Annotated in this window: 22 protein-coding genes and 1 pseudogene; 12 read left to right on the plus strand and 11 right to left on the minus strand. The window is 64.2% G+C overall.

Going from position 1 to position 26,027, the window contains the following annotated elements; genetic code table 11:
• Window positions 1-28: 28 nt before the first annotated feature.
• The 3 genes from U9J33_RS23965 to U9J33_RS23975 are packed head-to-tail and all read left to right on the plus strand — an operon-like array spanning window position 29 to window position 4,248.
• Entirely contained in the window at window positions 29-1,753 is a 1,725-nt protein-coding gene (locus U9J33_RS23965; protein ID WP_324699423.1) for an ABC transporter transmembrane domain-containing protein, read from the plus strand.
• Complete coding sequence (locus U9J33_RS23970; RefSeq protein WP_132470139.1) at window positions 1,737-2,822, plus strand: HlyD family secretion protein; 1,086 nt, start codon at window positions 1,737-1,739, stop codon at window positions 2,820-2,822. Before U9J33_RS23965 ends, U9J33_RS23970 begins: the two co-directional genes overlap by 17 nt.
• Window positions 2,812-4,248, plus strand: coding sequence for a TolC family protein (locus tag U9J33_RS23975; protein ID WP_185999493.1), 1,437 nt, complete (start codon window positions 2,812-2,814; stop codon window positions 4,246-4,248). The genes U9J33_RS23970 and U9J33_RS23975 overlap by 11 nt, the downstream gene beginning before the upstream one ends.
• Window positions 4,249-4,321: 73 nt before the next feature.
• Here U9J33_RS23975 and U9J33_RS23980 read toward each other — a convergent pair whose 3' ends face one another.
• From U9J33_RS23980 to U9J33_RS24005, 7 genes and pseudogenes are all read right to left on the minus strand, one after another.
• Window positions 4,322-5,752: a phosphoesterase gene (locus tag U9J33_RS23980; RefSeq protein WP_324699424.1), complete on the minus strand. Its 1,431-nt coding sequence runs from the start codon at window positions 5,750-5,752 to the stop codon at window positions 4,322-4,324.
• 83 nt (window positions 5,753-5,835) lie between these two features.
• Entirely contained in the window at window positions 5,836-8,862 is a 3,027-nt protein-coding gene (locus U9J33_RS23985; protein WP_185999495.1) for a TonB-dependent receptor, read from the minus strand.
• Window positions 8,863-8,955: 93 nt separating this feature from the next.
• Window positions 8,956-9,660 carry a FecR family protein gene (locus tag U9J33_RS23990; protein WP_292635968.1) on the minus strand — a complete coding sequence of 235 codons (705 nt, stop codon included), beginning with the start codon at window positions 9,658-9,660 and terminating at the stop codon, window positions 8,956-8,958.
• A gap of 81 nt (window positions 9,661-9,741) precedes the next feature.
• Window positions 9,742-9,885 (minus strand): annotated as a pseudogene (locus U9J33_RS24910) (FecR/PupR family sigma factor regulator); the annotation flags it as partial.
• A gap of 1 nt (window position 9,886) precedes the next feature.
• Complete coding sequence (locus tag U9J33_RS23995; RefSeq protein WP_231635590.1) at window positions 9,887-10,309, minus strand: RNA polymerase sigma factor; 423 nt, start codon at window positions 10,307-10,309, stop codon at window positions 9,887-9,889.
• Window positions 10,310-10,582: 273 nt separating this feature from the next.
• Window positions 10,583-10,780 (minus strand): hypothetical protein, encoded by a 198-nt coding sequence (locus U9J33_RS24000; protein WP_054435541.1) that lies wholly within the window; start codon window positions 10,778-10,780, stop codon window positions 10,583-10,585.
• Complete coding sequence (locus U9J33_RS24005; RefSeq protein WP_324699425.1) at window positions 10,777-11,523, minus strand: Crp/Fnr family transcriptional regulator; 747 nt, start codon at window positions 11,521-11,523, stop codon at window positions 10,777-10,779. Before U9J33_RS24005 ends, U9J33_RS24000 begins: the two co-directional genes overlap by 4 nt.
• Before the next feature lie 243 nt (window positions 11,524-11,766).
• Here U9J33_RS24005 and U9J33_RS24010 point away from each other — a divergent pair, with 243 nt between their 5' ends.
• The 8 genes from U9J33_RS24010 (at window position 11,767) to U9J33_RS24045 (ending at window position 20,403) form a co-directional block, all read left to right on the plus strand.
• Complete coding sequence (locus U9J33_RS24010) at window positions 11,767-13,989, plus strand: catalase (RefSeq protein ID WP_324699426.1); 2,223 nt, start codon at window positions 11,767-11,769, stop codon at window positions 13,987-13,989.
• Between the two features lie 79 nt (window positions 13,990-14,068).
• Window positions 14,069-15,208 (plus strand): glycosyltransferase, encoded by a 1,140-nt coding sequence (locus U9J33_RS24015; RefSeq protein ID WP_324699427.1) that lies wholly within the window; start codon window positions 14,069-14,071, stop codon window positions 15,206-15,208.
• Complete coding sequence (locus U9J33_RS24020; protein WP_324699428.1) at window positions 15,201-16,127, plus strand: glycosyltransferase; 927 nt, start codon at window positions 15,201-15,203, stop codon at window positions 16,125-16,127. The genes U9J33_RS24015 and U9J33_RS24020 overlap by 8 nt, the downstream gene beginning before the upstream one ends.
• Window positions 16,124-17,167 (plus strand): glycosyltransferase, encoded by a 1,044-nt coding sequence (locus U9J33_RS24025; RefSeq protein WP_324699429.1) that lies wholly within the window; start codon window positions 16,124-16,126, stop codon window positions 17,165-17,167. Before U9J33_RS24020 ends, U9J33_RS24025 begins: the two co-directional genes overlap by 4 nt.
• The gene (locus U9J33_RS24030; RefSeq protein WP_420719904.1) at window positions 17,164-18,297 is read left to right on the plus strand and encodes an acyl-CoA dehydrogenase family protein; all 1,134 of its coding nucleotides are present in this window, start codon (window positions 17,164-17,166) and stop codon (window positions 18,295-18,297) included. Before U9J33_RS24025 ends, U9J33_RS24030 begins: the two co-directional genes overlap by 4 nt.
• The gene (locus tag U9J33_RS24035; protein WP_231635595.1) at window positions 18,294-18,965 is read left to right on the plus strand and encodes a PIG-L deacetylase family protein; all 672 of its coding nucleotides are present in this window, start codon (window positions 18,294-18,296) and stop codon (window positions 18,963-18,965) included. Before U9J33_RS24030 ends, U9J33_RS24035 begins: the two co-directional genes overlap by 4 nt.
• A gap of 2 nt (window positions 18,966-18,967) precedes the next feature.
• Complete coding sequence (locus tag U9J33_RS24040; protein ID WP_324699430.1) at window positions 18,968-19,558, plus strand: SAM-dependent methyltransferase; 591 nt, start codon at window positions 18,968-18,970, stop codon at window positions 19,556-19,558.
• On the plus strand, window positions 19,555-20,403 hold the full coding sequence (locus U9J33_RS24045; protein WP_324699431.1) for a glycosyltransferase family 2 protein: 849 nt from the start codon (window positions 19,555-19,557) through the stop codon (window positions 20,401-20,403). The genes U9J33_RS24040 and U9J33_RS24045 overlap by 4 nt, the downstream gene beginning before the upstream one ends.
• A 41-nt stretch (window positions 20,404-20,444) precedes the next feature.
• Here U9J33_RS24045 and U9J33_RS24050 read toward each other — a convergent pair whose 3' ends face one another.
• Window positions 20,445-20,897 carry a PA2169 family four-helix-bundle protein gene (locus tag U9J33_RS24050; protein ID WP_324699432.1) on the minus strand — a complete coding sequence of 151 codons (453 nt, stop codon included), beginning with the start codon at window positions 20,895-20,897 and terminating at the stop codon, window positions 20,445-20,447.
• Window positions 20,898-21,153: 256 nt separating this feature from the next.
• On the opposite strand from U9J33_RS24050, the gene U9J33_RS24055 reads away from it, so the two are divergent.
• A complete protein-coding gene (locus tag U9J33_RS24055; protein WP_324699433.1) occupies window positions 21,154-22,323 on the plus strand; it encodes a PHB depolymerase family esterase in 1,170 nt (389 codons plus the stop codon).
• A 92-nt stretch (window positions 22,324-22,415) separates the two neighbouring features.
• On the opposite strand, the gene U9J33_RS24060 is transcribed toward U9J33_RS24055, so the two are convergent.
• The 3 genes from U9J33_RS24060 to U9J33_RS24070 all read right to left on the minus strand — a co-directional run bounded on the left by U9J33_RS24060 (window position 22,416) and on the right by U9J33_RS24070 (window position 25,956).
• Complete coding sequence (locus U9J33_RS24060) at window positions 22,416-23,984, minus strand: DUF389 domain-containing protein (protein ID WP_420719905.1); 1,569 nt, start codon at window positions 23,982-23,984, stop codon at window positions 22,416-22,418.
• 434 nt (window positions 23,985-24,418) lie between these two features.
• Complete coding sequence (locus U9J33_RS24065; RefSeq protein WP_292636017.1) at window positions 24,419-24,934, minus strand: lipid-binding SYLF domain-containing protein; 516 nt, start codon at window positions 24,932-24,934, stop codon at window positions 24,419-24,421.
• Between the two features lie 392 nt (window positions 24,935-25,326).
• Window positions 25,327-25,956, minus strand: a complete 630-nt coding sequence (locus U9J33_RS24070) for a TetR/AcrR family transcriptional regulator (RefSeq protein WP_054435515.1) — start codon at window positions 25,954-25,956, stop codon at window positions 25,327-25,329.
• Between the last annotated feature and the right edge of the window lie 71 nt (window positions 25,957-26,027).

Here is a 26,027-nt window from a genome sequence, read left to right on the forward strand (position 1 = left end):
TGACGGGCGCGAAAAGGGATTTTCACAGATGGCAGGCCATTCTCCCCAGCGGATCGACTGGGGCACATTCCTGGGTTGGGCGCGGGGCGTGCTGGCGCCAGACCGCGCTTTCATGACGATGGCGATGATCTACGGCGCTGCGATCGGCCTGCTGTCGCTGGCGACGCCGATCTCCGTGCAGATGCTGATCAACTCGGTGGCCAATACGGCGCTGCCGGTGCCGCTGTTCACGCTGGCCGCCGTGCTGTTCGGCCTGCTGGCGCTGTGGTCGCTGCTCGGCGCGCTGCGCACTTACGTGATGGAAATTTTCCGTCGCCGCCTCTTCGCGCGTTCAGTGGCCGAGATCACTCTGCAGGCGGTCCATGCCCAGAACCCGTTCTTCCAGGACGAGCGCCGCAGCGACCTGTTCAACCGCTTCTTCGAAGTGGCCACTGTCCAGAAAGCGGTGCCCTCCCTGCTGATCGGCGGCTTCACGATCTTCTTTCAGGCGATGATCGGCTTCATCGTCACTTCGTTTTACCACCCGGTATTCCTGGCCTTCAACCTGCTCTTCGTGCTGGCGGTCTGGATCATCTGGAAGATCTGGGCGCGCAGCGCGATGGAAAGCGGCGTGGCGCTGAGCCACCGCAAGTACGAGACCGCGCACTGGCTGGAAAGTGTGGGCGCCTCCAACGGCTTCTACAAGTCAAGCCGTCATCTCGACTATGCGATGGACATGTCGGAAATGCGCACGGCGGCCTATGTCGATGCGCACCGCGAGCATTTTCGCGCGACCTTCCCGCAGAGCGTGGCGCTGCTGCTGCTCTATGCGCTGGCCAGCGCGGCGCTGCTGGCGCTGGGCGGCTGGCTGGTCATTCGCGGCCAGCTCTCGATCGGCCAGCTGGTCGCGGCGGAGCTGATCCTGTCGAGCGTGTTCTACGGCGCCGCGCAGCTCGGGCCATATCTAGATACCTTCTACGACCTGGTTGCGGCGGTCGAGGAACTCTCGCTGTTCCATGCCATTCCGGTCGAGGACATGGCTCCGCGCGGGGAGGGCGATGCGCGGCCGCGCGACGGGGGCCTGTCGCTGCGCCGGGTGGCGATCGCAGCCGGGGGCGACCGCGCCCGCTTCGATCTCGACATTCCCTCGGGCACCCATGCGGTGGCGGCAAGCGATCCGGGGATCGACCGGCTGCTCAGCCGGATGCTCAAGCGCCATTACCGCCCCGACGAGGGCCTCGTCACCCTGGGCGGTGCCGATATCGCCGCCCTCAACATCTACCGTCTGCGCAGCGACGTGATCGTGCTCGACCGCACGGACATCGTCGAGAGCACCATCCGCGACTACTTGCGCCTCGCCAATCCGCAGGCCGACCCGGCGCGCGTGCTGGACGTGCTGGATCTTGTAGGGCTGGGCGACCGGATCGTCAGCCTCGACGGCGGTATGGACTGCCTGCTGTCCTCCAGCGGCTGGCCGCTGACGCGCGCCGAGACCATGCGCCTCAAGCTGGCGGGCGCCCTGCTGGCCCGCCCGCGGGTACTCATTCTCTCGGGCCTGTTCGACATGGTGCCGGTGGAGGAACTGCGCCCGGCGCTGCGCCAGCTCGACGACCGCGAGACGACGATCATCGTCTTCACCTGCCGCCCCGATGCTTTCGAGTTCGACCACATGCTCTGGCTTGGACGGGATTCCCAATTGCTGACACAGGACCGCGCGGCTTTCGCCGCCGCCCGTAACTCCGCGAAAGGAGGTTTCCATGCCCTTCCGCGATGACCATATCGTCCATTTCAAGACCCTCCAGGGCCTGCGTCCGCCGCGTCCCGCGCGCGTGCTTGCCTGGATACTGCTGATCGCGATGGCCATTGTCGTCGCCTTCCTGCTGCTGGTGCCCTGGCAGCAGACGTCGAACGGCAACGGCTCGGTCATCGCGCTCGACCCGCGCGACCGCGTGCAGAACATCACCGCGCTCGTCCCCGGCCGGGTCGAGGAATGGTATGTGACCGACGGCGAACTGGTGAAGAAGGGCGACCGTATTGCCCGCATCGCCGACAACGATCCCAACCTGATCGCGCGCCTCCAGGCCGAGCGCGCGCAAGTCGATGCCGAGATTGCCGCAACCCGCCAGGCGATGGGCGTCGCCCAGCGCGACGTCGGGCGCATGCAGCAGCTCTACGGCGAAGGTCTGGCGCCGCGCCGCGACCTCGAACTCGCGCAGATCAAGGTGGCTGACTACGGCGCCAAGGTCGCCAAGAGCCTGGCCGACCGCAACCGGCTGGACATCAACATCAACCGCCAGTCGGTTCAGATGGTCCATGCCCCGCGCGACGGGCGAATCCTGCGCATCCTTGGCGGCGACAATGCCACGATGGTCAAGGAAGGCGATGTGATCGCCACGTTCGCACCCGAACAGGCGGTGCGCGTGGTGGAGCTCTACGTCGATGGGCGCGACGTGCCGCTGATCCATCCGGGCCGTCCGGTGCGGATGGAGTTCGAGGGCTGGCCCGCGATCCAGTTCAGCGGCTGGCCCTCGGTAGCGGTCGGCATGTTCGACGGGCAGGTGCGGGCCATCGACGTTTCCGCTTCGGCCAACGGACTGTTTCGCGTGCTGGTGGAGCAGAAGCCCGGCGCGCGGCCATGGCCGAAGGAGCCGTTCGTGCGCCTAGGCGCGAAAGTACGCGGCTGGGTGATGATGGATACCGTGTCGAGCGGCTATGAACTCTGGCGCCTGCTCAACGACTTCCCGCTGCAATATCCGGTGAGTGCCCTCGAAGCGGGCACTTATGCGGGCAGCGTGAGCGGAAACGGCGGCTCGGCGGAAAAGGAAGGCGGCAATGCCAAGTAAGCGCCTTTCCCTGTGGTCGCTGGCTGCTGGTCTCTGCGCACTTGCTGCGCCGGGGGTAGCCCAGCAAATCGCGCCCTTGCCCCGGCCTGCGCCGCTCGATGCGCCGGTGCTGCAACTGGACGACCTGCTCGCCAACTCCGCCCGGCAATCGCCGCAGATCATCGAGGCGCTGGCCCGCACCCGCGCTGCCGATGCCAAACGGCTGACCGCGGAAGGTGCGTTCGATACGGTCTTCTCCGCCGAGGGCGGATCGCGGCTGGTCGGTTATTACGGCGGCACTTATGCGGATGCGAAACTGGCGCGTCCGCTGGAGAACTGGGGCGGCCAGATCTATGGCGGCTACCGCGCATCCAGCGGCCGGTTCCCGATCTACGAGGACAAGAACTACACCAACGAGTTCGGCGAGATCCGCGCTGGTGCGGTGTTCTCCCTGCTGCGCGACCGGATGATCGACGATCGCCGCTTCGGCCGGGTGACGGCGGATGCCGATCGCGCAGTGGCCGATGCCGAGCGGCAGATGGTGGCCATCGGCGTGCAGCGCAAGGCGCTCGACGCTTACCTGAACTGGGTGGCGAGCGGTGAGCGGCTCAAGGTCTATCGTCATCTCCTCGATCTTGCGCAGGAACGCCAGCGAGGCCTCGATCGTGCCTATAGGGCCGGGCTGCGCCCGCGTATCGTCCTGACCGAGAACGACCAGATGGTGCTGCGCCGTCAGGCCATGGTCGTCCAGTCCGAGCAGGCCATGGCCGCCGCCGCCAATGCCCTCTCGCTCTACTGGCGCGACAGTGAGGGCAATCCCACGATCCCACGCCGCGAACAGTTGCCCGCCTCCCTGCCGGATCCGGTCGTCACGGCCATACCGCACGATCTGCAGCGGCCGGACCTGCTGGTCGCCGACCTGAAGACCCGGCTGGTGCAGGATCGTCTCGCGCTCGACCGCAATGCCCTGCTGCCGCGCCTCGACCTCAACATGGAAGTGGCGCGCGACATCGGCGATATCGGTCCCGGCGGCGCCTCGCGCAGCGGCAACGACGTGCGTTTCGGTATCAAGATCTCGGTCCCGCTCGAACAGCGTACGGCGCGCGGCAAGCTGATGCAGACGCAGGCGGAACTCGATGCCAACCAGACCCGCGCGCGCTGGCTGGACGAGCAGATCCGCGCCGAAGTGGACGGCATCGCCATCGCCTTCGATGCCGCGACGCAGCTTATCGCCCTGTCCCAGCAGGAAAAGCAGCGAGCGGATACTATGGCGGTTGCGGAGCGGCGCCGCTTCGAGATGGGCGCCAGCGACCTGTTCCTCGTCAACACGCGCGAGGAAGCGGCGGCCAGCGTTGCCCTGAACCTGCTAGACGGCCATCTCAAACGCCTCGCATCGAGCGCCGACTTGGCGGCCTCGTCCGGCAATGCCGCAGCATTGGGGCTTTAGAGGTTTGGGCGCGCTTTTCAGTTGAGGCCCACACGTTCAACCGGACGAGGTGAAAACTACGGTATTGCGCGATTCACTTCTGGGCAAAGTAGATCGGGTTGGAATAGAACCAGAGATCACGCCAGGGATCTTCTCCGACGAAGTCAGGCTCGGGTTCGCCCTGCGGCGTGTTGGTGCCGCGAATTCGCAGATAGGTTATTCCCTCTAAAACCTTCATCCGATGCGATACGATCAGACTATCGCCGTCGGCCCGAAAATCGCGCGACGTAAAGCGCTTCACGAGCCGAGTGCTGCGGTTGCGATCCCCCTCGACGCCGGAAGCGCCACCCGCGATCAGATCGACGTGATCGACCTTGGGAACTTGCCCGGCGGCGTGATGGGGGGGCGCGGGGCGGAATCGAATAGTGATGGTGAGTTCATCACCTTTGTGTACCATCAGGGTTTCCCCCATCGCCGCCGCCCGTGACGGCCTCGGTCCAACCGCCGCCGTCACATCCAGTCGGTCCACCAAATTGCCGGTGGTTACGAAGACGCGCCCGTTGCGCAGTCCATCGAGTATGTCTGGGGCGTTCCGCTCGGCGAAGACCCAGGTCCTGGAATATTCCCCCGGCCAGAAGTCCGCGCCGCCTTCCCGCCAATGCCCGTGCGAATCCGAGTTGGCGGTAATGGTCCAGTGCATACCCTTCCCCAGTAGTGCATCCCATGCTCCTCCCAGCCGGGCGACCATCTGATCGAAACCACCCATGGTCGGGAAGCCGCCGTACAGACCACGCGAGCCATGCGCCTTGTCCGCGCCCGCTTCCGGCCTGGCAGCCTGATGCCCCGGTGCACCTTCCATGCCGATCACGACATTCGGAGCGGCTTTCTGCCAAGCAAGGTACTCGGCAGGCGTATGCAGGCCCCATTCGCCATGGCCTGTCGCCGTTCGCGATGGATGATTGCCGATCAGCACCGGCGGATGCTGAAGACCGGCCATGTATCGCAGCGCTGCGATCATCTGAGGCTTGGTGTTGCGGGTCGGATCGGCCGGAAACGCCTCGCGCTTGCCGAAGCGGGATTCGATATCGCGCAGCATCGCGCGCTCGGCGGCATCGGTCGGCAGGATCAGGCTGGCATGCTCTCCGCCCGGAACGTCGAATTCCATGCCGTAGAACAGGACCATGTCCGGCACCGCCTTGCGTGCCGCCACGACATCCGGCCAGGCACGGTCATGGTTGAGCGCGGAATGCCCGGGCCCGCCGTGATCCGTCGCGACCATCCAGTCCAGCCCGAAGCGACGCGCCATCTGAATGTTCTGCAGGATCGTGTGGGAAGAATCGCCGCCGATGACGGGCTCCGGCACGCGCTCGGGATGTTCGGGATCCGCTTCATAGCGGGCGCTGTAGATGCTGTGCACATGATGATCACCGGCTAGCCAGCGTCTTTGAGCCGCCTCTTCGGCACAGGCCGGCATGACATTTACCATGGTGATAGCCGGGGCGAGAAGCCATCCTGAACGCATCATCGATCGCATAGGCCTTCAATGGGAATACGGGGGACCGGTTCGAAACTCCGGCACGGTCCCCGCAATTCGTGGGGGCAGCAGGATCAGAACTTGGCGCGAACGCCGAAATTCACCGTCCGGCCGAACGTATGGATCTCGCTGACTTCGCTCTTGCTTCCGGCGAAGGAGACCTGCCGTTCGTCGAGGACGTTCACGGCCTGCATGAACATTTCAATGTTCGGTCTGATCTTGTAGCTGGCGCCAAGGTCGACGATGCCGAAACCCTTCTGGTAATATGCCACGACATCCTCGGGGCTGGGCAGCGAGGTCACATTGGCGCCGGAATCGGTCATGTAGTTGCTGCGATACGTGTAGCTGAGGTTGATCTCGAACGGCCCGGTCTCGAAGAAGGGCGTGATCGAGTAGCTGACGTCCGACACACCCTGGATTCCGGCCGACTGGATGCCGACGCCCGTAGTGTTCAACTCCAGCTTGGAGGTCGCGAAGGTCGCTGTTGCAGTGACGCCGAGGCCGAAAGGCAGCTTGTTGGTATAGCCGAACTCGACGCCCGAGATCGCCGCGTCGCCCACGTTGGTCGGGGTGGCCACCAGAATATCCACCGGCAGCGTGGAGCCGTCGTTGACGGCGAAAGCCAGCGTGCGCGTCTCGAAGTCCGATGCGATATAGTTGCTGATGTCCTTGTGGAACGCGGCCACCGTGAACGCGCCGAACTTGTCGAAGTACCATTCGAACGATGCGTCGAAATTCCACGAGGTGTAGGGGCGCAGGTTGGGGTTGCCGCCCGACGCCTGCAAGTTGAGCGTCGGATCATCCAGCGCCGCCGCACCCTGGTTGTAGATGCTCGTCACGGTAACACTGTTCGTGTTGATCGAATTACGCAGTTCCGAGAGCGACGGGCGCGTCATCGTGCGCGCCACGCCCAGACGCAACTGCACATTGTCCGAGAACTTGAACATCGCATTGGCGCTGGGCAGGAACTCGCCATAAGTGGCGCGCGTGGTCGTGGGCAGGACTTCGGTGGTCACGCCGCCCGAACCGTTCGGGACGGGCGCTATGGCGGTGCCGCGCACTTCGGTTTCGGTACGCACGTAACGCAGGCCGAAATTGCCGGAGACCGGCACATCACCTACATCGGATTCGAAATCGATGCGGCCGTACAGCGCTTGGATCTTCTCGCCGATGCGGTAGGAGTTCTGAAGGTCGGCGGCTGTAGGCTCCAGATCAGATGCATTGGGGCTGACACCGTCATACTCGCTACCGAGCGTGTAGGCCTGGTTGAACAGCGCCCAGTCCACGTTGGTCCAGGCCTGCCGGTTCACAATCGACTGGTCGAAGGCATTACCTGGCACCGGATATTGCAGGAAGGCGTCGGTAAGTGTGAACCCGTCGCGCAGGCTCGCACTGTTGCGATCGCGGCGCTGATAGTCGCGGTAACGGTCCGAGACTTGCCCGCCGAAACGCAGCCTCGACAGGCGGATGCCCCCGACAGCGAAATTCATCTCGCGCGAGACGTTGAGAATGAAGCTCTTGTCCTCGTCGATCGAATTGATCGGGCGGACGGCGAAGCTCTCGAACGGCATGAGCGAGGGATCGGTCAGGTCGAGATCGGTATAGAGTGAGGTGACACGGCCTTTGTTCAGGACATCGCCGCTGAAATCGAACGTGAGATTGCCGCCCCGTCCGCTGGCCGTGCGGTACTGCACGCGCTGGATCGGCGTATCGAGGTCACTGCTGGCGCGGGCATAGCTGACGCGCGGCTCGATATGCCAGTCGCCGAGGTCCAGCTTGATCGTGGTGTTCAGTTGGAGGTTCTGGTGCGACTGGTCCATGTATTCGCTGTAGTTGCGAACGCGCGCGCCGCGGATCGTGCCTGCAACAAGTCTGCCGTCCTCGACCACCGCTGTAGACAGGTCGAGCCGCGAAAGCTGGCTCGGGATGTAATACGTAAGGCGGCGCTCGGTCGTCTCGTTGTTGAACTGCGAGAACAGGCCGTCGACGTCGATCTCGAAACTAGGGGACGGGCGCCACTGCAGGCCGACGACGGCGCTGATGCGTTCGCGATCCTCGGTCTCCAGATAGGGCTGCGCATCGCCGGGGACCCGCAGCGTTCGGAGGCCTTCCACTTCGGCATCCTGCCATCCCATGCGCAGGCGATCGAACTGGATCTTGCGACGTGAATAGGACAGGCCCGCCAGTACGCCGAAGGTCTTGTCCTCATTGCGCCAGCCGGCAGAGATCGTGCCATTCGGATTTACCGTATCGGTACGTTCCTCATAGCCTGCATAGGCATTGGCGGCGACGAAAGATGTGCGGTCAAGCGGCTTGATGAGACGAATGTCGACGGTCGAACCGATGCCGCTCTCGACCAGATCGGCCGTGGGCGACTTGGTAACGACGACGCTGTCGATCAGCGTGGCCGGCAGCACCTGAAGGCGGAACTGGCGGCCGGACTGGCCAGAGTTGCGGATGTTCTCATTGTAGGCGAGCGGCATGCCGTCGAACGTCACCGCCTGGAAGTTCGGCCCCAGACCGCGCACGCTGATGAACTGGCCTTCGCCGGCTTCGCGCACGATGGTGACGCCGGGCACGCGCTGCAGCGCCTCGGCCACGTTGAACGCCGGCAGCTTGCCGATATCGGCGGCGACGACCGCATCCGCGATCGAGTCCGCGTTGCGCTTCACGCCGAGCGAGCGCTCGACACCGTCCGAAAACGGCGCGGTTACGACGATTTCACTGGCCGGGGCCGGTTCGCCGTTCGCGATTTCGGGCGTTTGTGCGGCCGCCGCCGTCAGAGGGCGGACGATGAGCGCGCCGGAGCCATCGCGCACGACGGTGAGCGACGTACCCGCGATCAGACGGCGAACGGCCGTCTCCGCATCGAACTCACCGGAAACGGGAGGTGCGTTCAGACGCGCCACCGCGTCGCGAGTGAACAGGATATCCTCTCCGCTCTGCCGCGCAAGCTGCTCCAGCGCCTGGTCCATCGGCTGAGCAGCAATCGCGATGCGCGCCTGGCGCGCCTGAGCATGTACAGAAGTCGCCAGAGATGCGCTTGAAAGAGCCAGCGCAAGCGCCGCCGATCGGCAAAGCTGCCGTTTGAAAGAAGTCATGTCCGATACCCCGTCCGGACGCCCATCGTGAGCGCCGCTTACCTCGTCGTCGCTCTGGACGGGGTTTTCCTCACCCCCCGATGAATATAATTTTCAGCGGGTAGCTGTTATGCGGATCATGTCCGGCGCTGCCGTGATCTCTACGGGCAAAAGAACTTCCAGCGAGCGCGCGAAAGCCTCCGGATCGCCGACGCGGTAGACGCCGCTCAGGCGCAGGTTGGCTGCGCGAGGATCTGCGACGACCAGTTCGCGACGGCTATAGCGGTTCATTTCCGCCACGGCCTGCGCCACGGTTTCGTCGCGAAATGCCAGTCGCCCGCTCTGCCACGCCAGCAAGTCGTCAATCTCGGGACGGTCGAGGTGGTCCCGCCGACCCGGTTCCATGGCGATGCGATGTCCCGCCGAGAGCTCGACACGGGCATCGACCGACTGCACCTGCGCGCTGCCCTGAACCGCGGTGATCAGCACGACATCGTCGTCCCGGCGCAAGTCCAGCCTGCCCGATTGCGCGACGACGCTTCTGTCGCCCGCCTCGATGACGAAGGGCCGCACATCCCGTGCGATCTCGACGTCTACGCGGCCCGATGCCAGCGTCAACAGGCGCCGAGAATTACTCGCCGTGAAGCGCACCCGGGTGTTCGTGTCGAGCATTATGCGCGTATTATCGTCCAGCACGAAGCGCCGCTGCTCGCCGACTGCGGTCTCGTACACACCCGCAAGGGCATGCTGCCAGCCTAGGCCCAGCCCGCAAGTCAGGGCCAGACCGGCTCCGCCCGCAAGGACCGCGCGCCGGGACATGCGGTCCGGCTGACGCAAGCGCGCAGGCCGAGGATCGTCGCGAAGACCGCCAACCGCGTCCCAGATCGTGGACGCATTCTCGAATGCGGGGGGGTGTGACGGATCAGCCTTCAGCCACGCATGGAATGCCGCCTCGTCCCGGGAGGATCGGTCATCCGCGTGCAGTCGAGCCAGCCAGTCCGCCGCCTGCCGGTTCAAATTCTCCGGCTTGCTGCGGAAGATCACGTCACCAATTCTCCATCCACTCGGCCAGATGCACCATCGCCTTGGCAATATGCTTTTCTACGGCGCTTTGGCTGATGCCGAGTTCCTCGGCGATCTCACGATATTTACGGCCGTCCAGTCGATACATCAAGAAAATCTGCCGCGTACGCGGGCTAAGCGCTTCGACCCCGACGCGCAACCGGTCGAGCCGCTCGCGAGCGATGAGCACCTCATCCTGCAGTGGATGGTTGTCTGCAACCGCAGCAACATCGGGACACCACACGAGAGTTTCCCCTGCCCGTTGTTCGCGTCGATAAGCATCGATACCTCGGCTCGTCGCAGCGCGGGCGAGTAGTGCATCGGCATTCCGAGCGAGGGTCGAGCCGGTGGTGACGTTGACCCATGCGTCGTGAAGCAGATCCTCAGCGTCGTCACGCCGCGTCATGCGAGCGACCTGATCCCGCAATCGTGCCCAACTGAACGCCGAGCCCGGAGCGCACTTCGGTGCATTCGAAAACCCCATCGGCGGCACTTAGAAAAACCAAAATGCGATTTGATGACACATCCAAGTCCATAGCATGACGCTTAAGCGCAACGACGCGGCATCCGATTGCGGGTGCTAGCATGGCTTGCCATTGCAGTCGGATATGTAGCCGGGCCGACACCTTCATACGAGATTCCGCTCCCCCGATGGAGCTTGCCGGTGCGGGACAGGACACTAAGCTCTGTCGGCAATCTGGCGGTCGGCGACAAGCGAAGCATCGATGAGGTTGCGGCCGGTCTGAGCAGCCGCCTCTGCGGTCATCGTCACCGCTACGCCATTCGGGCCGTCGAGCATGACGAGGCCGTCCTCGGCGATGGCAATTCCGGGGTCGGACCGCGGCTGCGGCGGGTTGGGAGATGATGGTGCGGTCATGGAACGGCTTCCGTGGTTGCAGGGGGGAGGGGCGTATCGTCGATGTAGAGATAGGATGGATCGAACTGCGCTCGGGCGGCCAAACGTGCAGGATCGGGTATTTCCACAAGGGAGGAACGGAACACGCACAGACCCTCTTCGCGCATCTGGCGCAGGACCCGGTTGACGTGGATATTGGTAAGGCCGCAGATTTCGGCGAGGTCGGTCTGGGTCAGGCCCAGCGCGAAACGATGCCCATCGCTGAGCCCGGCCGACACAAGGCGAACGTTGATTTCGCACAGGAAGTGAGCCACCCGCCCCATTGCATCGAGCCTGCCGAGGCGGAACAGCCACGCCCTGTGTATCGCAGCATCGATGAGCGTCGAGAACCACAGTTTGCGGGCCAGTTGCGGGCACTCGGCAATGATGGCGTCCAAGTGGGCATGCGGCACGATCGCTACGGTCGCCGCAGTCATCGTGGCCACGTCGTGGTCGAGAACCTTCAACGGATAGGCATGAAGGTCAACGAAGTCGCCGGGTACGTGAACGGCTACCAGTTGCCGCAAGCCCTGGCGATCGTCGATGTAGCGTGACAGGATTCCTTCGATCAGCAGAGTGCTGTCATTCAGATCTTGCCCGGCCCGAACCACGATCTTGCGCGGTTCAATCGTCCTGACTTCCGTTATCGAAGCTTCCAGCCTTGCGCGCTCTTCGGGCGAGAGGCTGACACCCCGTTTGTATCGCAGGAAGCGGTCGGTGAACACGGCTTGGTCCTTCAAAACGGTATAGGAGACGGGCTCTCTTCCGGCATAACCTCCCGCGGGGGAGCGCGTTGCAAGGCTGCGGACCGAAACGTGCTGATGCAGGTTAATATCCGGCCGGCCGGCGCAACTGAACGGTCATGGCTACTGTTACCTTCGGACTAGTCCCATCCAATGCCGCATTCGCGTGCCGCCCTCAGGCCGGTCAGGCGCTGCCGCATGACCTTTGATCTGGAGGAATGCCCCATGGCCAAGAAGCCAGCGAACCCGCATGCTCGATCGTCCGACACGCTGACCCCGACCGATCCGTCCGGGGCCGATGTGGGCGGCGAATCCCCGAACAAGGCATCTCCGGTGCCAGCCGACGCCGAGATATCACTGGCTTACGCAGAACCCCAAAAAGCAGGCGGCGAAACACATCAGGAGGCCGGCGGCGAAGTGCCCACGCTGACCACCCAGCAGGGCATCCCGGTCGCGGACGACCAGAACAGCCTGAAGCAGGGCGCGCGGGGGCCGACGCTGCTGGAGGACTTCCATTTTCGCGAGAAGATCTTCCATTTCGATCACGAACGCATACCCGAACGTGTGGTTCATGCGCGCGGATATGGCGCGCACGGGTTTTTCGAACTGACCGACAGCCTGTCGGACGTCAGCCGCGCCGACGTTTTCCAGCGGGTGGGCGAGCGTACGCCTGCCTTCGTGCGCTTTTCCACGGTCGCGGGTTCCAAGGGTTCGTTCGATCTCGCCCGCGACGTGCGCGGTTTCGCGGTCAAGCTCTATACCCAGGAAGGCAACTGGGACCTCGTGGGCAACAATATCCCGGTGTTCTTCATCCAGGATGCCATCAAGTTTCCCGACCTGATCCATGCCGCCAAGCCCGAGCCCGACCGTGCCTTCCCGCAAGCCCAGACCGCGCACGACAACTTCTGGGACTTCGTCAGCCTGACGCCGGAAAGCTTCCACATGCTCATGTGGACCATGTCCGACCGCGCCATCCCCCGTTCGTTCCGCACGATGGAGGGTTTCGGCGTCCACACTTTCCGGCTGTTGGACGCAGAGGGTAACTCCACTTTCGTCAAGTTCCACTGGAAGCCCAAGCAAGGCCTTCAGTCTGTGGTGTGGAACGAGGCCGTGAAGATCAACGGCGCCGATCCCGACTTTCACCGCCGCGACTTGTGGGAGGCGATCAATTCCGGGGACTTTCCCGAATGGGAACTGGGCGTCCAACTGTTCGACGATGCCTTTGCCGACAGCTTCGACTTCGACGTGCTCGATGCAACCAAGCTGATTCCCGAGGAACTTGTGCCGATCCGCGTAGTGGGTCGGCTGGTCCTCGACCGCGTGGTCGACAACTTCTTCGCCGAGACCGAACAGGTTGCCTTCTGCACGCAGAACGTGCCGCCGGGCATCGACTTCTCGAACGATCCTCTGCTGCAGGGCCGCAACTTCTCGTACCTCGACACGCAGATAAAGCGGCTGGGCGGTCCCAATTTCACGCACATTCCCATCAATGCGCCCAAGTGTCCGATGCACCATTTCCAGCAGGACGGGCACATGGCGATGCAGAACCCCAAGGGGCGGGCAAATTACGAGCCCAACAGTTGGGGCGCAACGCTTGGCGGGCCGCGCGAGGATCCGGTACGCGGCTTCACCAGCTATGCGGAGGAAGCAGACGGCCCCAAGCAGCGTGTGAGGTCCGAAAGCTTTGCCGATCACTACAGCCAGGCCCGCCAGTTCTTCGTGAGCCAGATGCCGATCGAGCAGAAGCACATTGGCGACGCGCTGGTGTTCGAGCTTTCGAAGGTGGAGCGGACCGACATCCGCTCGCGCACGGTTTCGCATCTGCTCAACATCGATCCCGGCCTCGCCGCAACCGTAGCGGATGGCCTGGGCATCGCGCTGCCAGATGCCGCCGTCGCGGCGCGAGAGCCGATAACCGACCTGCCTGCCTCGGCCGCGCTCAGCATCGTCAGGAACGCCCCCGACAGTTTCAAGGGGCGCAAGCTGGGGATACTGCTCAGCGAGGGCGCCGATGCGGCGATCTTCAAGGCGCTGCTGGCGGCCGTGGAAGCGGAAGGGGCCGTTTACGAGGTTATCGCTCCCAGGATCGCGGGCGTCACCCTGTCCGACGGCACGACGGTGGCTGCAAAGCAGAAGATCGATGGCGGCCCTTCGGTGCTGTTCGATGCCGTGGCGATCGTGGTGTCCGAAGCCGGGGCCGCGCTGCTGGCACTGGATGCGGCGGCGAAGGATTTCGTCACCGATGCCTTCGCGCACTGCAAGTTCATCGGCTTCACGCCCGAGGCGGACACGATCTTCGTCAAGGCCGGGATTGCCGATGACCTCGACGATGCCTGTCTTGAACTCGAACATGTCGAAGATGCGAATGCCTTCGTGGTCGCCTGCCGCGAACTGCGCCATTGGCCGCGCGAACTGGAGGTCGACCTGGATGCACGGCCCTCGGCTTGATCTCCCGATCTTCGGCAATCTTCACCCCGGGGGCGGCACCGCGCCGTCGCCGGGCAATGGCCGGGCCGTTCTGCCGCCTTTGAAGATCGGTATCATCGCGCATCTGCGCTACCCGATCGTGGAGCCTTTCGCAGGCGGGCTGGAGATGCATACGCATCTTCTCGCTCGCGCCTTGAGGGGGCGGGGGCATGCGGTAACGGTGTTCGCCTCGGCACATTCGGAGCCGGACCTCGGGCTTGAGGCGATCTGCACCGAAACGGCGTTAGCCAAAGTCGGCAAGGCCGAAGCGAAGGACATCGGCTTCTTCCGCGAACACCACGCCTATCTCAGCCTGATGAGCGAGTTGCGCCGGCGCGATTTTGACGTGATTCACAACAACTCGCTGCACTACCTGCCGGTGACGCTGGCCGATACGCTCGGGGTGCCGATGGTAACCACCTTGCACACGCCGCCCTTCTGCTGGCTGGAAAGCGGCGTGCGGCTGTGCGCGGGCGATGACCATGCATTTGTCGCCGTGTCGCAGTCGGTGGCAGAGCAATGGGAGCATGTCACCAAGGCGGACGAGGTGATCCTGAACGGCATCGACATCGACAAGTTCGCTTTCCATCCCCGTTCCGACCAAGCGGGCTACCTGGTTTGGTACGGCCGAATCGTCCCGGAAAAGGGGCTGCATTTCGCCATCGAGGCGGCGCGTCTGATCGGCCTGCCGCTGCGTATCGCGGGGCCGATCCTGGACCCGGACTATTACCGCGCGAGAATTGCGCCGGAACTGGGCCCTGATACCCTGCACGTGGGGCATCTGGATCATACCGAACTGGCACGGCTGGTCGGGGGAGCCCGCGCGTTTCTGTTCACCCCGATGTGGGACGAGCCTTATGGTCTGGTCGTGGCAGAGGCGTTGGCCTGCGGGGTGCCGGTCGCGGCATTTGCGCGCGGGGCGGTTCCGGAAATTCTCGACGCAAGTTGCGGTGTCCTGGCCATCCCTGACGACGTGGTGTCGCTTGCAGCCGCGGGGCGTGAGGCGCTCACGCTTGATCGGCGCGCTTGCCGCAGGCGGGCGGAACGCATGTGCGATGCGGGCCGCATGGTCGATGAATACGAAGCATTGTACCGTAAAGGCATCGAACGGGCCGCTGCTCGCAATATGCGCCTCGATGTCCCATCCACAGTTCCCGCAAGGAATCCGCAAGTCGCCGCCCGTGGCGAGCGGCATGGCTGATCTGGATATCTGCGTGTGCGTGCCCGCGCGCAACGAGGCGGGACGCCTGCCTACCCTGCTTGCGGCGCTTGCAGCACAGACCTGGCAGCGACCGATACCCGTGGCGATTGCGGTCAACAATACGAATGACGGCAGTCTCGCGGTGATCGAGCAGGCTCGTGTGCGTTATGCCGAACGGCTGCTCTTGCACGTCGAAAACGTGACCTTCGGCCCCGGTCAGGCCCACGCCGGCTCCGCGCGGCGCCTGGCGATGGACACTGGTCTTGCCCTGCTTCCGGCCCGTGAGCGCGGCGTGCTGGTCAGCACCGATGCCGATACCCGGCCACCTCCCCAATGGCTGGAGGCGATCGCCAGTGCCGTTAACCGCGGCGCGGATATCGTGGGGGGGCGGATCGAGATCGAGCAGGACGAACCTCTCCCCGAATCCGTGGTGCGCCTGCGTGCGGCGTGGGACCGCTATTGGCACGAGGTCCGCGCCATCGAGGATGCCGAAGACCCGGTGCCTTGGGATCCGGCCCCGCGCCACGGCGACCATACCGGAGCGTCCCTGGCCATCCGGGCATCGCTCTATGAACCGTGCGGAGGCGTGCCGTTGCTGCCTGCAGGCGAAGACGTTGCCCTCGTGAACGCCGCATTGGCACAAGGAGCGCGCCTTGCCCATCCGGCGGAGGTCTTCACTCATGTTTCCCCGCGCCGCGATGGTCGGGCTGAAGGCGGGATGGCGGCGGCCATGCAGATCTTGTTCGACCAGGCTGCGAGCGGTGTGCTCCCCCGAGCGCCCGCACTGCATCACTGGCACGACCGCGCCGTGTGGCGCCGCACGCTGCGTGCTCGCCCCGGAGGGCACGCCTTGATCGCCCAGCAGGAGCCTTCGCTCGCGCCGATGCCGCATGACATGGTGCTGGAGATGGGGGAATGACCGCCCGTCCCATCGGCTACTACGTGCATCATCACGGAGCCGGACACCGAGCGCGTGCAGAGGCGATTGCGGCAAAGCTCGAATGGCCCGTGGTCCTGATAGGGACGGGAATCGGGGCGTCAGGGATAGACCTGCCTGACGACCGCCCCGCATCTGGCCGCTTCGATGGGCGGGATGAGGCAATCGGCCGGCCAGCAGCGCTTCACTACGCCCCGCTGGACCATGCAGGCGTGCGTACACGCGTGGCGCGTATCGCGGCCTGGATTGCGGACCAGCAGCCTGCGCTGATGGTGGTCGACGTCTCGGTCGAAGTGGTGATGCTGACGCGTCTGGCCTCGGTTCCCACCATTTGCCTGCGGCTGAATGGGGAGCGTAACGACGGTCCGCACCTGGAAGCGTTTCGGAGCGCGGCGGCCATTCTGGCGCCGTTCCACGAAGCTCTCGATACGCCCGCCACCCCACCTTGGGTGCGCGACAAAACCCGATATTTCCCGGGGATCACCGCGGCCCCCGCCGCCGAACCGGCGGTGGACAACCGGGTGCTGGCGGTCTTCGGTCGGGGCGGTGCTCCGGGTGACGGCGAGCGTTTGGCCGCAGCTGCGCGCGCGTGCCCCGAGTGGGATTGGCGGGTCATCGGACCGGCCTCCTTCCCTGCGAACATTCCGTCGAACCTGGAATTCGCAGGATGGGTCGAAGCGCCGGAATGCGAGATCGCCCGTGCTGCCGTGGTCGTCGGCGGGGCAGGTGATGGCCTGGTCTGCGCGGTAATGGCTGCAGACCGACCCTTCGTGTGCGTTCCCGAAGAACGTCCGTTCGCAGAGCAATGGGCCACGGCGGATGGTCTGCACGCGATGGGCGCGGCGATCGTCCTTCCGGATTGGCCGCATGGCGAGCACTGGCCGGCGCTGCTCGGCCGTGCGCTGGCCCTGTCCTCACAGGTGCGTCGCGGTCTGCACGATGCGAATGGTGCGCAGAAGGCGGGGGCGTGGCTGACGACGCTCGCGCTCGGCGCGACGATTTGCCGGGAGCATGCCGCATGATGTCATCCGCACTTGCAAAGGTGAGTGCCGCTAGTCCCGTGGAACGGGCAGCGGGGATCGCCTCGCGTCTAGCCGATCTGGGCACGGGCTACGATGCGGCGCCGGCTTTTCCCGCCGAAAGCATCCGCTGCCTTGTATCGGCGGGGCTGCACTGCGATTTCGCTCCCCCGGCGAGCGGCGGCATGACTTTTTCGAACGCCGTGGATCGCCAGTTTGCACTGATGAATGTGCTGCGCATCGTCGGCCGGGCGGACCTTAGCCTTGGGCGGCTCTATGAGGGGCACGTCAACGCGCTCGCACTGTTCGGGTGGTACGGATCGGCTCGGCAGCACGCTCGCCTGCGGCGCGACCTGGAACATGGTGCCTTCTACGGTGTATGGGCCACCGAGCCGCAACCCGGCGTTTCCATCGCCTTCCGCGATGGCGATTCATATGCGCTCAAGGGCAGCAAGTGCTTCGCCAGCGGGGCGGGCGGCCTCGCCAATGCGATCGTGACCGCACAGGCTCCCGGCAGCGCGCTGCGGCAACTTGTGATTGTACCTGCCAACGATCCGGCCCGTGCCGACGTGTCGCAATGGCGCGTGCGGGGCATGCGGGCGACCATCAGCGGGCTCTACGATCTTGCGGGCGTCGTCGTGGGAGAACCGGATCTGCTGGGCAGTGCCGGAGACTACGAGCGCGAGCCGCATTTTACGACAGGCGCCTGGCGTTTCACTGCCGTGCAACTGGGCGGCATGGAAGCCCTGTTGGCCGAGACACGGCTCGCCATGACGGAGACCGCGCGCGGCGATCCCCTGCAGCGGGGCAGGTTTGCCGATGCCGTGGCAGCGGTGCGAACGGCATACCTCTGGGTGCGTGAATGCGCCTTGCGTGCGGCGCGCGAGGATGAGGACGGCCCGGCGTTCGTCAGGATGACCCGCGGGGTCGTCGAGCGGGCCGCTTTCGACATGATGGAACTGGCGGCACGAATCGTCGGCACGCGCAGCGCCATGGAGGGGCAAAGGATCGACAAGATCACCCGCGACCTGTCGCTCTACCTGCGGCAGGCGGGGCCTGACCATGCCCGAGACCAGGCCGCGCTGGCCTGGCTGGATCAGGACGCCTGGGGCGACCAGGACACCTTGTGGTGAGCGCGCTGCTATCCGCGCAGCCTTGGCGGCGCCAGCGATGGCTGGTTCTGGCGCCGCACCCCGACGACGAGACTTTGGGCGTCGGCGCGCTCATTGCCCAGACGGCAGGCGATGGCCGGCTAGCGGGTGTGGTCTATCTTACCGATGGGTCAGGTTCGCACGGTGCCGACGGCACGCCCAAGCAGCGGCTCGTGTCCGCGCGCAAACGCGAAGCCGCCCATGCCCTCTTCCGTCTTGTCCGCAGGCGAAGCCGCGACCCGCTCCATCTGGGCTGGAAGGATGCTGCCCCCGCCGCACCGGAAGACCGGGCTTTTCTGCGCTCGGCTCGCAAGTTGGCAGCGCTCTGCATGCGGTTGAGGGTCGATGCCGTTGCCGTGACGGCGTTGCACGAAACCCATTGCGACCATGCCGCCGCGGCACGGCTGGCCTACGCGGCACAGGCCATGGCGAAGCGTAGCCTGCTCGTGGCCGAATATACCGTCTGGGCCGATGCGCCCGTTGCGCAATCCTTCCGCGCCGTGCGCACGGAAGCGATGCTGCCGGGCCGGCGGCGCCATGCTTTGCGTGCGCATCGCAGTCAACTCACCGCTTCGCACGGTCCGGGCTTCCGGCTTCCCGCCGAGCGGCAGCGGATGTCTGATCGCGATACGCTGTATGTGCGGAGATAAGGATGACACGCCCAAAGGCCAGCCTTGGCCGCGACTATTTCGAAAGCATGTTCCAGGGTGACGAAGACCCGTGGGGCCTCGAAAGCAGCCCGTACGAACAAGCGAAGTACAATCACACCCTTAGCGCACTGGCAGGGCGGGTCTATGCGCAGGGCTTGGAGGTCGGTTGCGCCAAGGGCGTCCTCACCAGCAGGCTGGCCATGCAGTGCGGGTCACTGCTGGCAATCGACGTCAGCGGCACCGCCCTCATGGCTGCAAGCGCCCGTTGCGCGCCTTACGGACATGTCGCCTTTGCCGAAATGGCTTTCCCGCATCAGGCGCCTGTCCACGCTTTCGATCTCGTGGTCCTGTCGGAGGTCGTCTACTACTGGGAGGACCGGGACATCCGGGGCAGCGCCGAATGGATCAGGCTTCATCTGGAAATCGGCGGTGACCTGCTGTTGGTCCATTGGACGGGCGAGACCGATTACCCGCAAAGCGGCGACGATGCCGTGGCCAAGCTGCAAGACGCGCTTCCGGCGGCGATGGACGTGATCGCCGCAGAGCGATGCCCGAATTACCGGCTGGACCTGTGGCGACGCCGCGCAGCATGAGCCTGAGCGTGCTCACCATAGTGAGGAACCGTCCGGGCCATCTGGTGCAACTGGTCAAGGGACTTCAGCGCAGCAGTGTCCTTCCGGACGAACTGATCGTGGTCGACATGGGGAGCGACTCTCCGGTTGTCTTGGAGGACCTGCCATTTCCCGCGCGTGTCGTGTGGATGGATGGCGGCCGGCTTCCTCTTGCAGCTGCTCGCAATGCCGCAGCCAGGTCGGCCAGTAACGATCATCTGCTGTTTCTCGATGTCGATTGCATTCCCATGCGCGGGCTGATCTGCGCCGTTCAAGGCGTCCTGGCGTCGCACAATGCCCTTGTCTGCGCGCAAGTGCTCTATCTTGGTCCGGACGAGGCGCGCGCCGAATGGGACGAGCAGGATCTCTTCAAGCGCGCGGCGCCTCATCCGGCGCGCAGCTTTCCCGGGCAGGGGGTGCGCAGTGAGGATAATGCGGGACTCTTCTGGTCTCTGGTCTTCGGGATTACGCGGCAGCGCTTCTTCGCGCTGGGCGGTTTCGACGAGGAATTCGTCGGCTACGGCGCCGAAGATACCGACTTCGGGTTTCGGGCGAAGGCCGCCGGGGTGCCGCTCCTGTTCATGGGTGGGCCCGGCGCGTTCCATCAATTCCATCAGACTTTCGATCCGCCGCTGCAGCATCTCGATGATATCGTCAGCAACGCCGGCACGTTCCATCGGCGCTGGGGCATATGGCCGATGGAGGGATGGTTGAAGGCGTTCGCCGAAATGGGTCTGGTCGCCTTGAGTGAAGACGCCATCACTCCCCTTCGTCCAGCAAGTTGCGACGAATTGGCGCAGGCAGACAGCTCCCGGCGTTCCCACTGAGCGGGCCGGACCGGCGAGGCAGACCTCGCCGGTCCGTTGTTTCAGCGCTCCATCGAATGCTTGATGTCGCGCATTTCGTCATGGCCGGATTTCACCGAGGCATAACAGGTCTCGATCAGCCGAAGGATTTCGGGCGACAGTTCGCGGTCTCCCAGGGCATCTTCGTATTTGGCTTTGATATGATCTTCGCCTGCCTCGACTTCGTTGATGATCGCCTTGTCATCCTGGCCCGTCATGGTCGACTTGAGGTTCAGGAACATGCGATGTGCCCCGGCCAGGACAGTACCGTCGTCCTCCGCCTTGCCGCCCAGCCGGGTTACTTCCTGCTGCAGGCGCGACGCTACTTCCCGTCGTTCGCTGGCACGGCTCGTGAATAGCGAGCCGAAGCGGCCACTGTGGCTGTCCTTGGCCGCTTCGGTGTAACCGTCGACGCTGTCGATCGTGGTTGCGATCAAGCTGTTGAGGGTCGAAATATCGTGGCTGGTATCGGGCATCGTCGTTCCTATCGAAAAGTTGGCAGCCCGAACGAAAAATCTCCGGGACGAGGTATCAACGGCGCGAGGTCGACAAAGTCCCTGGGAACACTGCGATACTAATCTGGATCAATCGGATTTTTCCGAAAGTTGGTCGTCGGAGCGGCGCAGCCGGATTGCAATCCCATCATCTCGATCCACGTATTGTGCAGTGCAGCAAATCAAGGATGGGTTTTGCTCCGTCCACGTTCTCTCCACTTGCACAAGGAATTCTGCGATGCGCAATATTTCCGATACGATCGCCCGGCTCAGCGCCTTTCGAGAACATGCGCTGTCCCAAGTGCCTTCGGAAAGCAGGGGGCGGCTCAGGGCCAAGGAGGATTTTGGCTCGAACCCGGGCGATCTTCGGGCCTACACCTACATTCCCGAAAATCTTCCGGCGCAGGCACCGCTCGTCGTCGTCCTTCATGGATGTACCCAGTCCGCAGCAGGGTACGACATCGGGTCCGGCTGGTCGGAAATGGCGGATCGTTATGGATTTGCGCTCCTGTTCCCCGAACAGCAGCGGCAGAATAATCCCAACCTCTGCTTCAACTGGTTCTCACCCGGCGACAGCCGTCGCAATTGCGGCGAGGCACTCTCGATCCGCCAGATGATCCAGGCCTTCGAAAGCGATCATCCGATCGACGCCGGGCGGGTGTTTGTCACAGGTCTGTCGGCGGGGGGCGCCATGGCAGCGGTGATGCTCGCGACCTATCCCGAGGTATTTGCCGGCGGAGCCATCATTGCCGGGCTGGCCTACGGCTGCGCTGCATCGGTCCCCCAGGCTTTCGACCGAATGCGCGGCCATGCCATTCCGGAAACGGGGAAACTGGCCTCGCTCGCTCGCGGTGCCTCTGAATGCAACGGACCCTGGCCCTCGGTTTCGGTCTGGCAAGGCAGTGCCGATGCCACCGTCAGCGCGTGCAATGCAGATGCGATCCTCGGCCAATGGGGAGCGCTTCACGAGGTCGGCCCGCATCCCGATCGTATTGAGAACATCGGTGGGCACCAAAGGCGCGTCTGGTGCGACGCCGATGGGCGGGAGGTGATGGAGGCTTACTCGATAGCCGGAATGGCACATGGCACGCCTCTGGATACTTCAGGTGAAAACGGATGCGGGAAGAGCGGCGCTTTTATGTTGGAGGCGGGCATTTCCTCAACGGACCGAATTTGCATGTTCTGGGGACTTGCCGACGACAGGACGCGGGGCATATTCGCACCTGCAGCAGGGCCAACCTTTTCCGAAAGCCCGGATCTGGCGCGGGCTCGTTCCTTGAGCAAAGCCGGCAGTACTGGCGCGGTCCCCATCTACCCCGCGCCACTCCCGCATCCGGCAAACAACAAACAGGGCGCCGTGCGCAAGGTGATCGAGGATGCCTTGCGCGCTGCCGGATTGATGCCTTGACGCTGCCGGCCGCTGTTCAGCTTTGGCAAAACCATCGGAATGATGCTTGTGCCAAAGTAGTCGTTTGACGGCGGAAGCGGCCGCAGTGGCGATCAAGGCTCGTCGCCGGCCTCCTCTACGTTCCGCAGGGCGAACCGGCTTCCGGCGGCTGTGGCGGTGACAGGTTCGATGCCGTTTTCCCGCAGCAGAGCGGCAATGGCGATAGCTCTGCGCTGGATGAGCGAGGGGTGTTCCGGGATATCCGCCGGCAGGCCCGGAACACCGAGCCTGCGCACGTTCCAGCGCCGCGCGGCCCATGCGGTAACCAGCACGCCTTCCCGCGCCGGGGCGTCCAGCGTGTCGTCGGTTCCGGTGAATCCGATCGGCGGGTAGGCTATGCGCGGCGGGGTGAGCACCACGTCCCACCCGTCCGCCTGCGCGGCGGCGCGGCGTTCAAGCGTACGGTAAGTGGCGAGCGAAGCGCCGGGCAGGGGCTCGGCAATCGCCATGGCGCGGTGATGATCGCGGTCGACGGTCACGCTGTCAGGTGCGATGCCTGCGGTGAGGGCCAGCATCTGGGATAGTCCGGTGATCCGCTGGGTCTCGATCGCGGCGGCGTCGCCTGCCTGGCGCATCTCTTCGCGCTGTGCTTCGATCGGGCCGGCGCCTGCTTCCAGCAGCACCTGGTCCAGCCGCAGCCTCAGCGGCCGTCCCAGCTTTGCCGTCAGGTCCGCGGCAGTACGCTGCATCCTGTCGCGCGGGGTGATGACGACGGCCCGCACCACCACCGGGTCGGCATCGAAGTCCATGTCGAGCTGGGCCACGCGGGCATCGGCGCCGAAGCGCTCGGACAGGAAGGAGCGGGTCTGGTTCAGGGTCACCGCCTCTCCTGCGATCTGCTTGAGCGAGATGCCCAGCGGAATGGCCATGGCGACGAAGACGAACAGCAGCACGAACGTCTGCGTCCAGCTTTGCTGGCTGCTGAGGTGATGCCCGAAGCCGTAGAAACGCGCCATCACCGTGGCGGAAAGCGCGATGGTCACGAAGTTCGTTACGAACAGCGCGAAGGCCCCGCCCAGCACCGGCATGTTCCAGGTGGCCAGCCCGTAGCCCACGACCGCCAGCGGCGGCATCAGCGCGGTGGCGATGGCAACGCCGACGATGGTGTCCCCGCGGCCGCGGATGATGGCGAAAGTCCCGGCCAGCGCCGCGAACAGGGCCACGGCAAGATCGAACAGGTTGGGCCGGGTACGGGCGATGATCTCGCTGGTCGGCGCCTGCAGCGGAGAGATCGCGACGATCAGCGCCGTAAAGACCACTGCGGTGACGGCACCCACCGCCAATGCCGTCAGCGAGCGGCGCATCTCGGCGAAATCGAAGAGAACAAGGCTGAAGCCAAGCCCGAGGATCGGGCTCATCAGCGGAGAAATCAGCATTGCGCCGATCACCACCGCCGGAGACGACAGCAGCAGGCCGAGCACGGCGATGCCCGCCGACATCATCACCATGAATGCATATCGCGGGGACCACCCGCTATCTTCGGTTATGCGGGCCATCACCGCTTCGTGATCGACCCGGCCAACGACGGAGCGCCGCCACCAGCGATAGAGCGCTATCTGCTCAAAGCGCTCCCGCAGCATGTCATGCCTGTCCCAACTTGCTGACTGATCCACCCCCTGCATCCTCCCCTTTTGGCTCAGCTACACCAGGCAAGAACCCTTGATGTGCGATCCGGTTTCGCTGCCGCTGACCATCGCTACGCGCGGCCAGAATACGCGCCTTGTGCACCGGGTTCCCAGGGGTTCGTGCAGCACGCTCTGACACAGGCGATGCCCTTGAGAAAGCGGGCATCGCCAACATCGCTCTCGGGGGTTGCCGCAATGTCGCACTTATGACACGCGCCGATGGACCTAGCCGATGTGCTCAAGATGGCCGCGAGCCCTCCCGGTATGCAGGCAGTGAGCCTCGGCACGATCGGCACCGCGCTGCCCGGGAATGCTACCTTGACGATCAGAGCGATGTCGCAGCCGCAACTACCGGCCCATCGACACGCCGCTTCGATGGGCCCCGTCCTGCGCTGCCAGGCATGGCCTTCAGCAAGAAGGCATATATTCCCTCATTTCGGGTGGATTTCCTTGATCCTGCTGCCCCTGAGGCTGACGCCCGCCATCAATCCCTCCTGGCTGAAGACGAAGGCGTAAATCGCCTTGTTCAGGCTGGCCGTATCGAGCGAAGCCGCCGCACCCTTGTCGATAAGGGCGATGCCGGTATCCGAGCCGGCATCCCAGTTCGTGCCGTCCGAGACCTCAGCCAGTTTCTGGTCGCTCATGATGAACAGGGCATAGCCAAATCCCTGAGCGCCGATCTGGAATCCTACTGAGGCGCTTGAAATATTGAAGAATTTCGTGGCCTTGCCGTTCTTGAGCAGCACGCCGTCGCCGGATGCTCCCGCAATCACCAGCCCGCCCTTGATGATGTGGGGAAAGATCATGATGCCCTTGGCGCGCTTGCCGACGGCCGCCGCCTTGGGATTGGAGGCATAGAGTTCTTGCAGGGCGGCTCGCGATTTCGCCTCGATATCCGATGCCGATGATCTTGCAAGAACCGGGGCCGGAATGGTCAGGGCCAGCATGACTGCCACTGCACTGCGAACTGCCAGGCGACGCGTGATTTGCTGATAAGCTATCCTCATGGTTCGTCCCTTTTCCACAAAACTCGGTTAAACCCGCAGGAGCACGGAAGGCGGTTTTGCATGCTCAATGTCGATTACAGGCACCGACAGTCCTCATGCCGCATGTGTGCAAGGTGACTGAGGCGCCGGAAGCGATCTATCGGGGTTAACACCGAGATTTCGGAGTGGTGTTGCGGTAGGACAGCCCCTGATCCCTCAATCGAGGCCGGTTACCGGCAATGGTTCGCACAAGGATGGGGGGGCGCCCGAGCACGGTTGGAGTGAGCCGGCCTTATCGGCAAGGCGCGGCGCGGTCCCGGCATGGATCTCGCGCGGGTCTGCAGTGAAGAGCGTCAGCGCGGGGCGAGGCCGCGCACGATCAGCCGGGCGATCCCCGATGCGAAGGATAAGGCGGACTCCCGGGCGCCTTCGGGTACGACCTGAAACTGGTGATTGAATACCACGATCGACACAACGAATTGCGCCGCTTGGTTGCAGTCCGCATCTTCGGCGATTTCGCCGATCTGCTGCGCTTCCTGGAGGAGGATCCGGGCCGGTTCCAGGAACATGGACTGCGAAGCCTGAGTCAGTTCGCCGCGCAATTCGGCAAGCGCATCCGGGTGCATGGACAGAGCTTTCTGGAATGCCCTGGCGGCAGGGCGCTCAAGGAGATCGAGCACCGCGACCACATATTTGGCGATGCGGTCCTCCAGAGTGCCGGTCCTGTCGAACCTGATCGGCGCAGCCCCGCGCAGAACCTCCCGGACCGCCTCTCCGAACAGATGATTCTTGCTCGAATAGCGCGCGTAAACCGTCTTGCGGCTCAATCCGGCGGCCTGTGCCACCGCGTTTAGCGAGGCAGCCTCGCCGCGCTCGATCAATTCGGCGATCGCGGCGTCCAGAATGGCCCGATCGATGGCGGCGGCCTCTTCCAGACTTGGACGCCCCTTTGCGCGCGGTTCGCTCTTGGACTGCGATGTCATCGAATGTCTGCCTCCTGGCAGGCACTTAACCGTTTTCGCGATCCGGTATCAAACATTAAAGAAACACCATT

This window comes from Novosphingobium sp. RL4 (assembly GCF_035658495.1).
In the GTDB taxonomy this organism is placed as follows: domain Bacteria; phylum Pseudomonadota; class Alphaproteobacteria; order Sphingomonadales; family Sphingomonadaceae; genus Novosphingobium.

What these genes read in the sequence shown, in the direction of transcription:
- U9J33_RS23965 (WP_324699423.1), top strand. Translation starts at nt 29, where the DNA reads ATGGCAGGCCATTCTCCCCAGCGGATCGACTGGGGCACATTCCTGGGT.
- U9J33_RS24050 (WP_324699432.1), bottom strand. Translation starts at nt 20,897, where the DNA reads ATGCCCGATACCAGCCACGATATTTCGACCCTCAACAGCTTGATCGCA.
- U9J33_RS23980 (WP_324699424.1), bottom strand. Translation starts at nt 5,752, where the DNA reads ATGATGCGTTCAGGATGGCTTCTCGCCCCGGCTATCACCATGGTAAAT.
- U9J33_RS24030 (WP_420719904.1), top strand. Translation starts at nt 17,164, where the DNA reads ATGATGTCATCCGCACTTGCAAAGGTGAGTGCCGCTAGTCCCGTGGAA.
- U9J33_RS24060 (WP_420719905.1), bottom strand. Translation starts at nt 23,984, where the DNA reads ATGCAGGGGGTGGATCAGTCAGCAAGTTGGGACAGGCATGACATGCTG.
- U9J33_RS23990 (WP_292635968.1), bottom strand. Translation starts at nt 9,660, where the DNA reads ATGTCCCGGCGCGCGGTCCTTGCGGGCGGAGCCGGTCTGGCCCTGACT.
- U9J33_RS23970 (WP_132470139.1), top strand. Translation starts at nt 1,737, where the DNA reads ATGCCCTTCCGCGATGACCATATCGTCCATTTCAAGACCCTCCAGGGC.
- U9J33_RS24065 (WP_292636017.1), bottom strand. Translation starts at nt 24,934, where the DNA reads ATGCTGGCCCTGACCATTCCGGCCCCGGTTCTTGCAAGATCATCGGCA.
- U9J33_RS23985 (WP_185999495.1), bottom strand. Translation starts at nt 8,862, where the DNA reads ATGACTTCTTTCAAACGGCAGCTTTGCCGATCGGCGGCGCTTGCGCTG.
- U9J33_RS24040 (WP_324699430.1), top strand. Translation starts at nt 18,968, where the DNA reads ATGACACGCCCAAAGGCCAGCCTTGGCCGCGACTATTTCGAAAGCATG.
- U9J33_RS23975 (WP_185999493.1), top strand. Translation starts at nt 2,812, where the DNA reads ATGCCAAGTAAGCGCCTTTCCCTGTGGTCGCTGGCTGCTGGTCTCTGC.
- U9J33_RS24020 (WP_324699428.1), top strand. Translation starts at nt 15,201, where the DNA reads ATGGCTGATCTGGATATCTGCGTGTGCGTGCCCGCGCGCAACGAGGCG.
- U9J33_RS24025 (WP_324699429.1), top strand. Translation starts at nt 16,124, where the DNA reads ATGACCGCCCGTCCCATCGGCTACTACGTGCATCATCACGGAGCCGGA.
- U9J33_RS24000 (WP_054435541.1), bottom strand. Translation starts at nt 10,780, where the DNA reads ATGACCGCACCATCATCTCCCAACCCGCCGCAGCCGCGGTCCGACCCC.
- U9J33_RS23995 (WP_231635590.1), bottom strand. Translation starts at nt 10,309, where the DNA reads ATGACGCGGCGTGACGACGCTGAGGATCTGCTTCACGACGCATGGGTC.
- U9J33_RS24070 (WP_054435515.1), bottom strand. Translation starts at nt 25,956, where the DNA reads ATGACATCGCAGTCCAAGAGCGAACCGCGCGCAAAGGGGCGTCCAAGT.
- U9J33_RS24055 (WP_324699433.1), top strand. Translation starts at nt 21,154, where the DNA reads ATGCGCAATATTTCCGATACGATCGCCCGGCTCAGCGCCTTTCGAGAA.
- U9J33_RS24045 (WP_324699431.1), top strand. Translation starts at nt 19,555, where the DNA reads ATGAGCCTGAGCGTGCTCACCATAGTGAGGAACCGTCCGGGCCATCTG.
- U9J33_RS24010 (WP_324699426.1), top strand. Translation starts at nt 11,767, where the DNA reads ATGGCCAAGAAGCCAGCGAACCCGCATGCTCGATCGTCCGACACGCTG.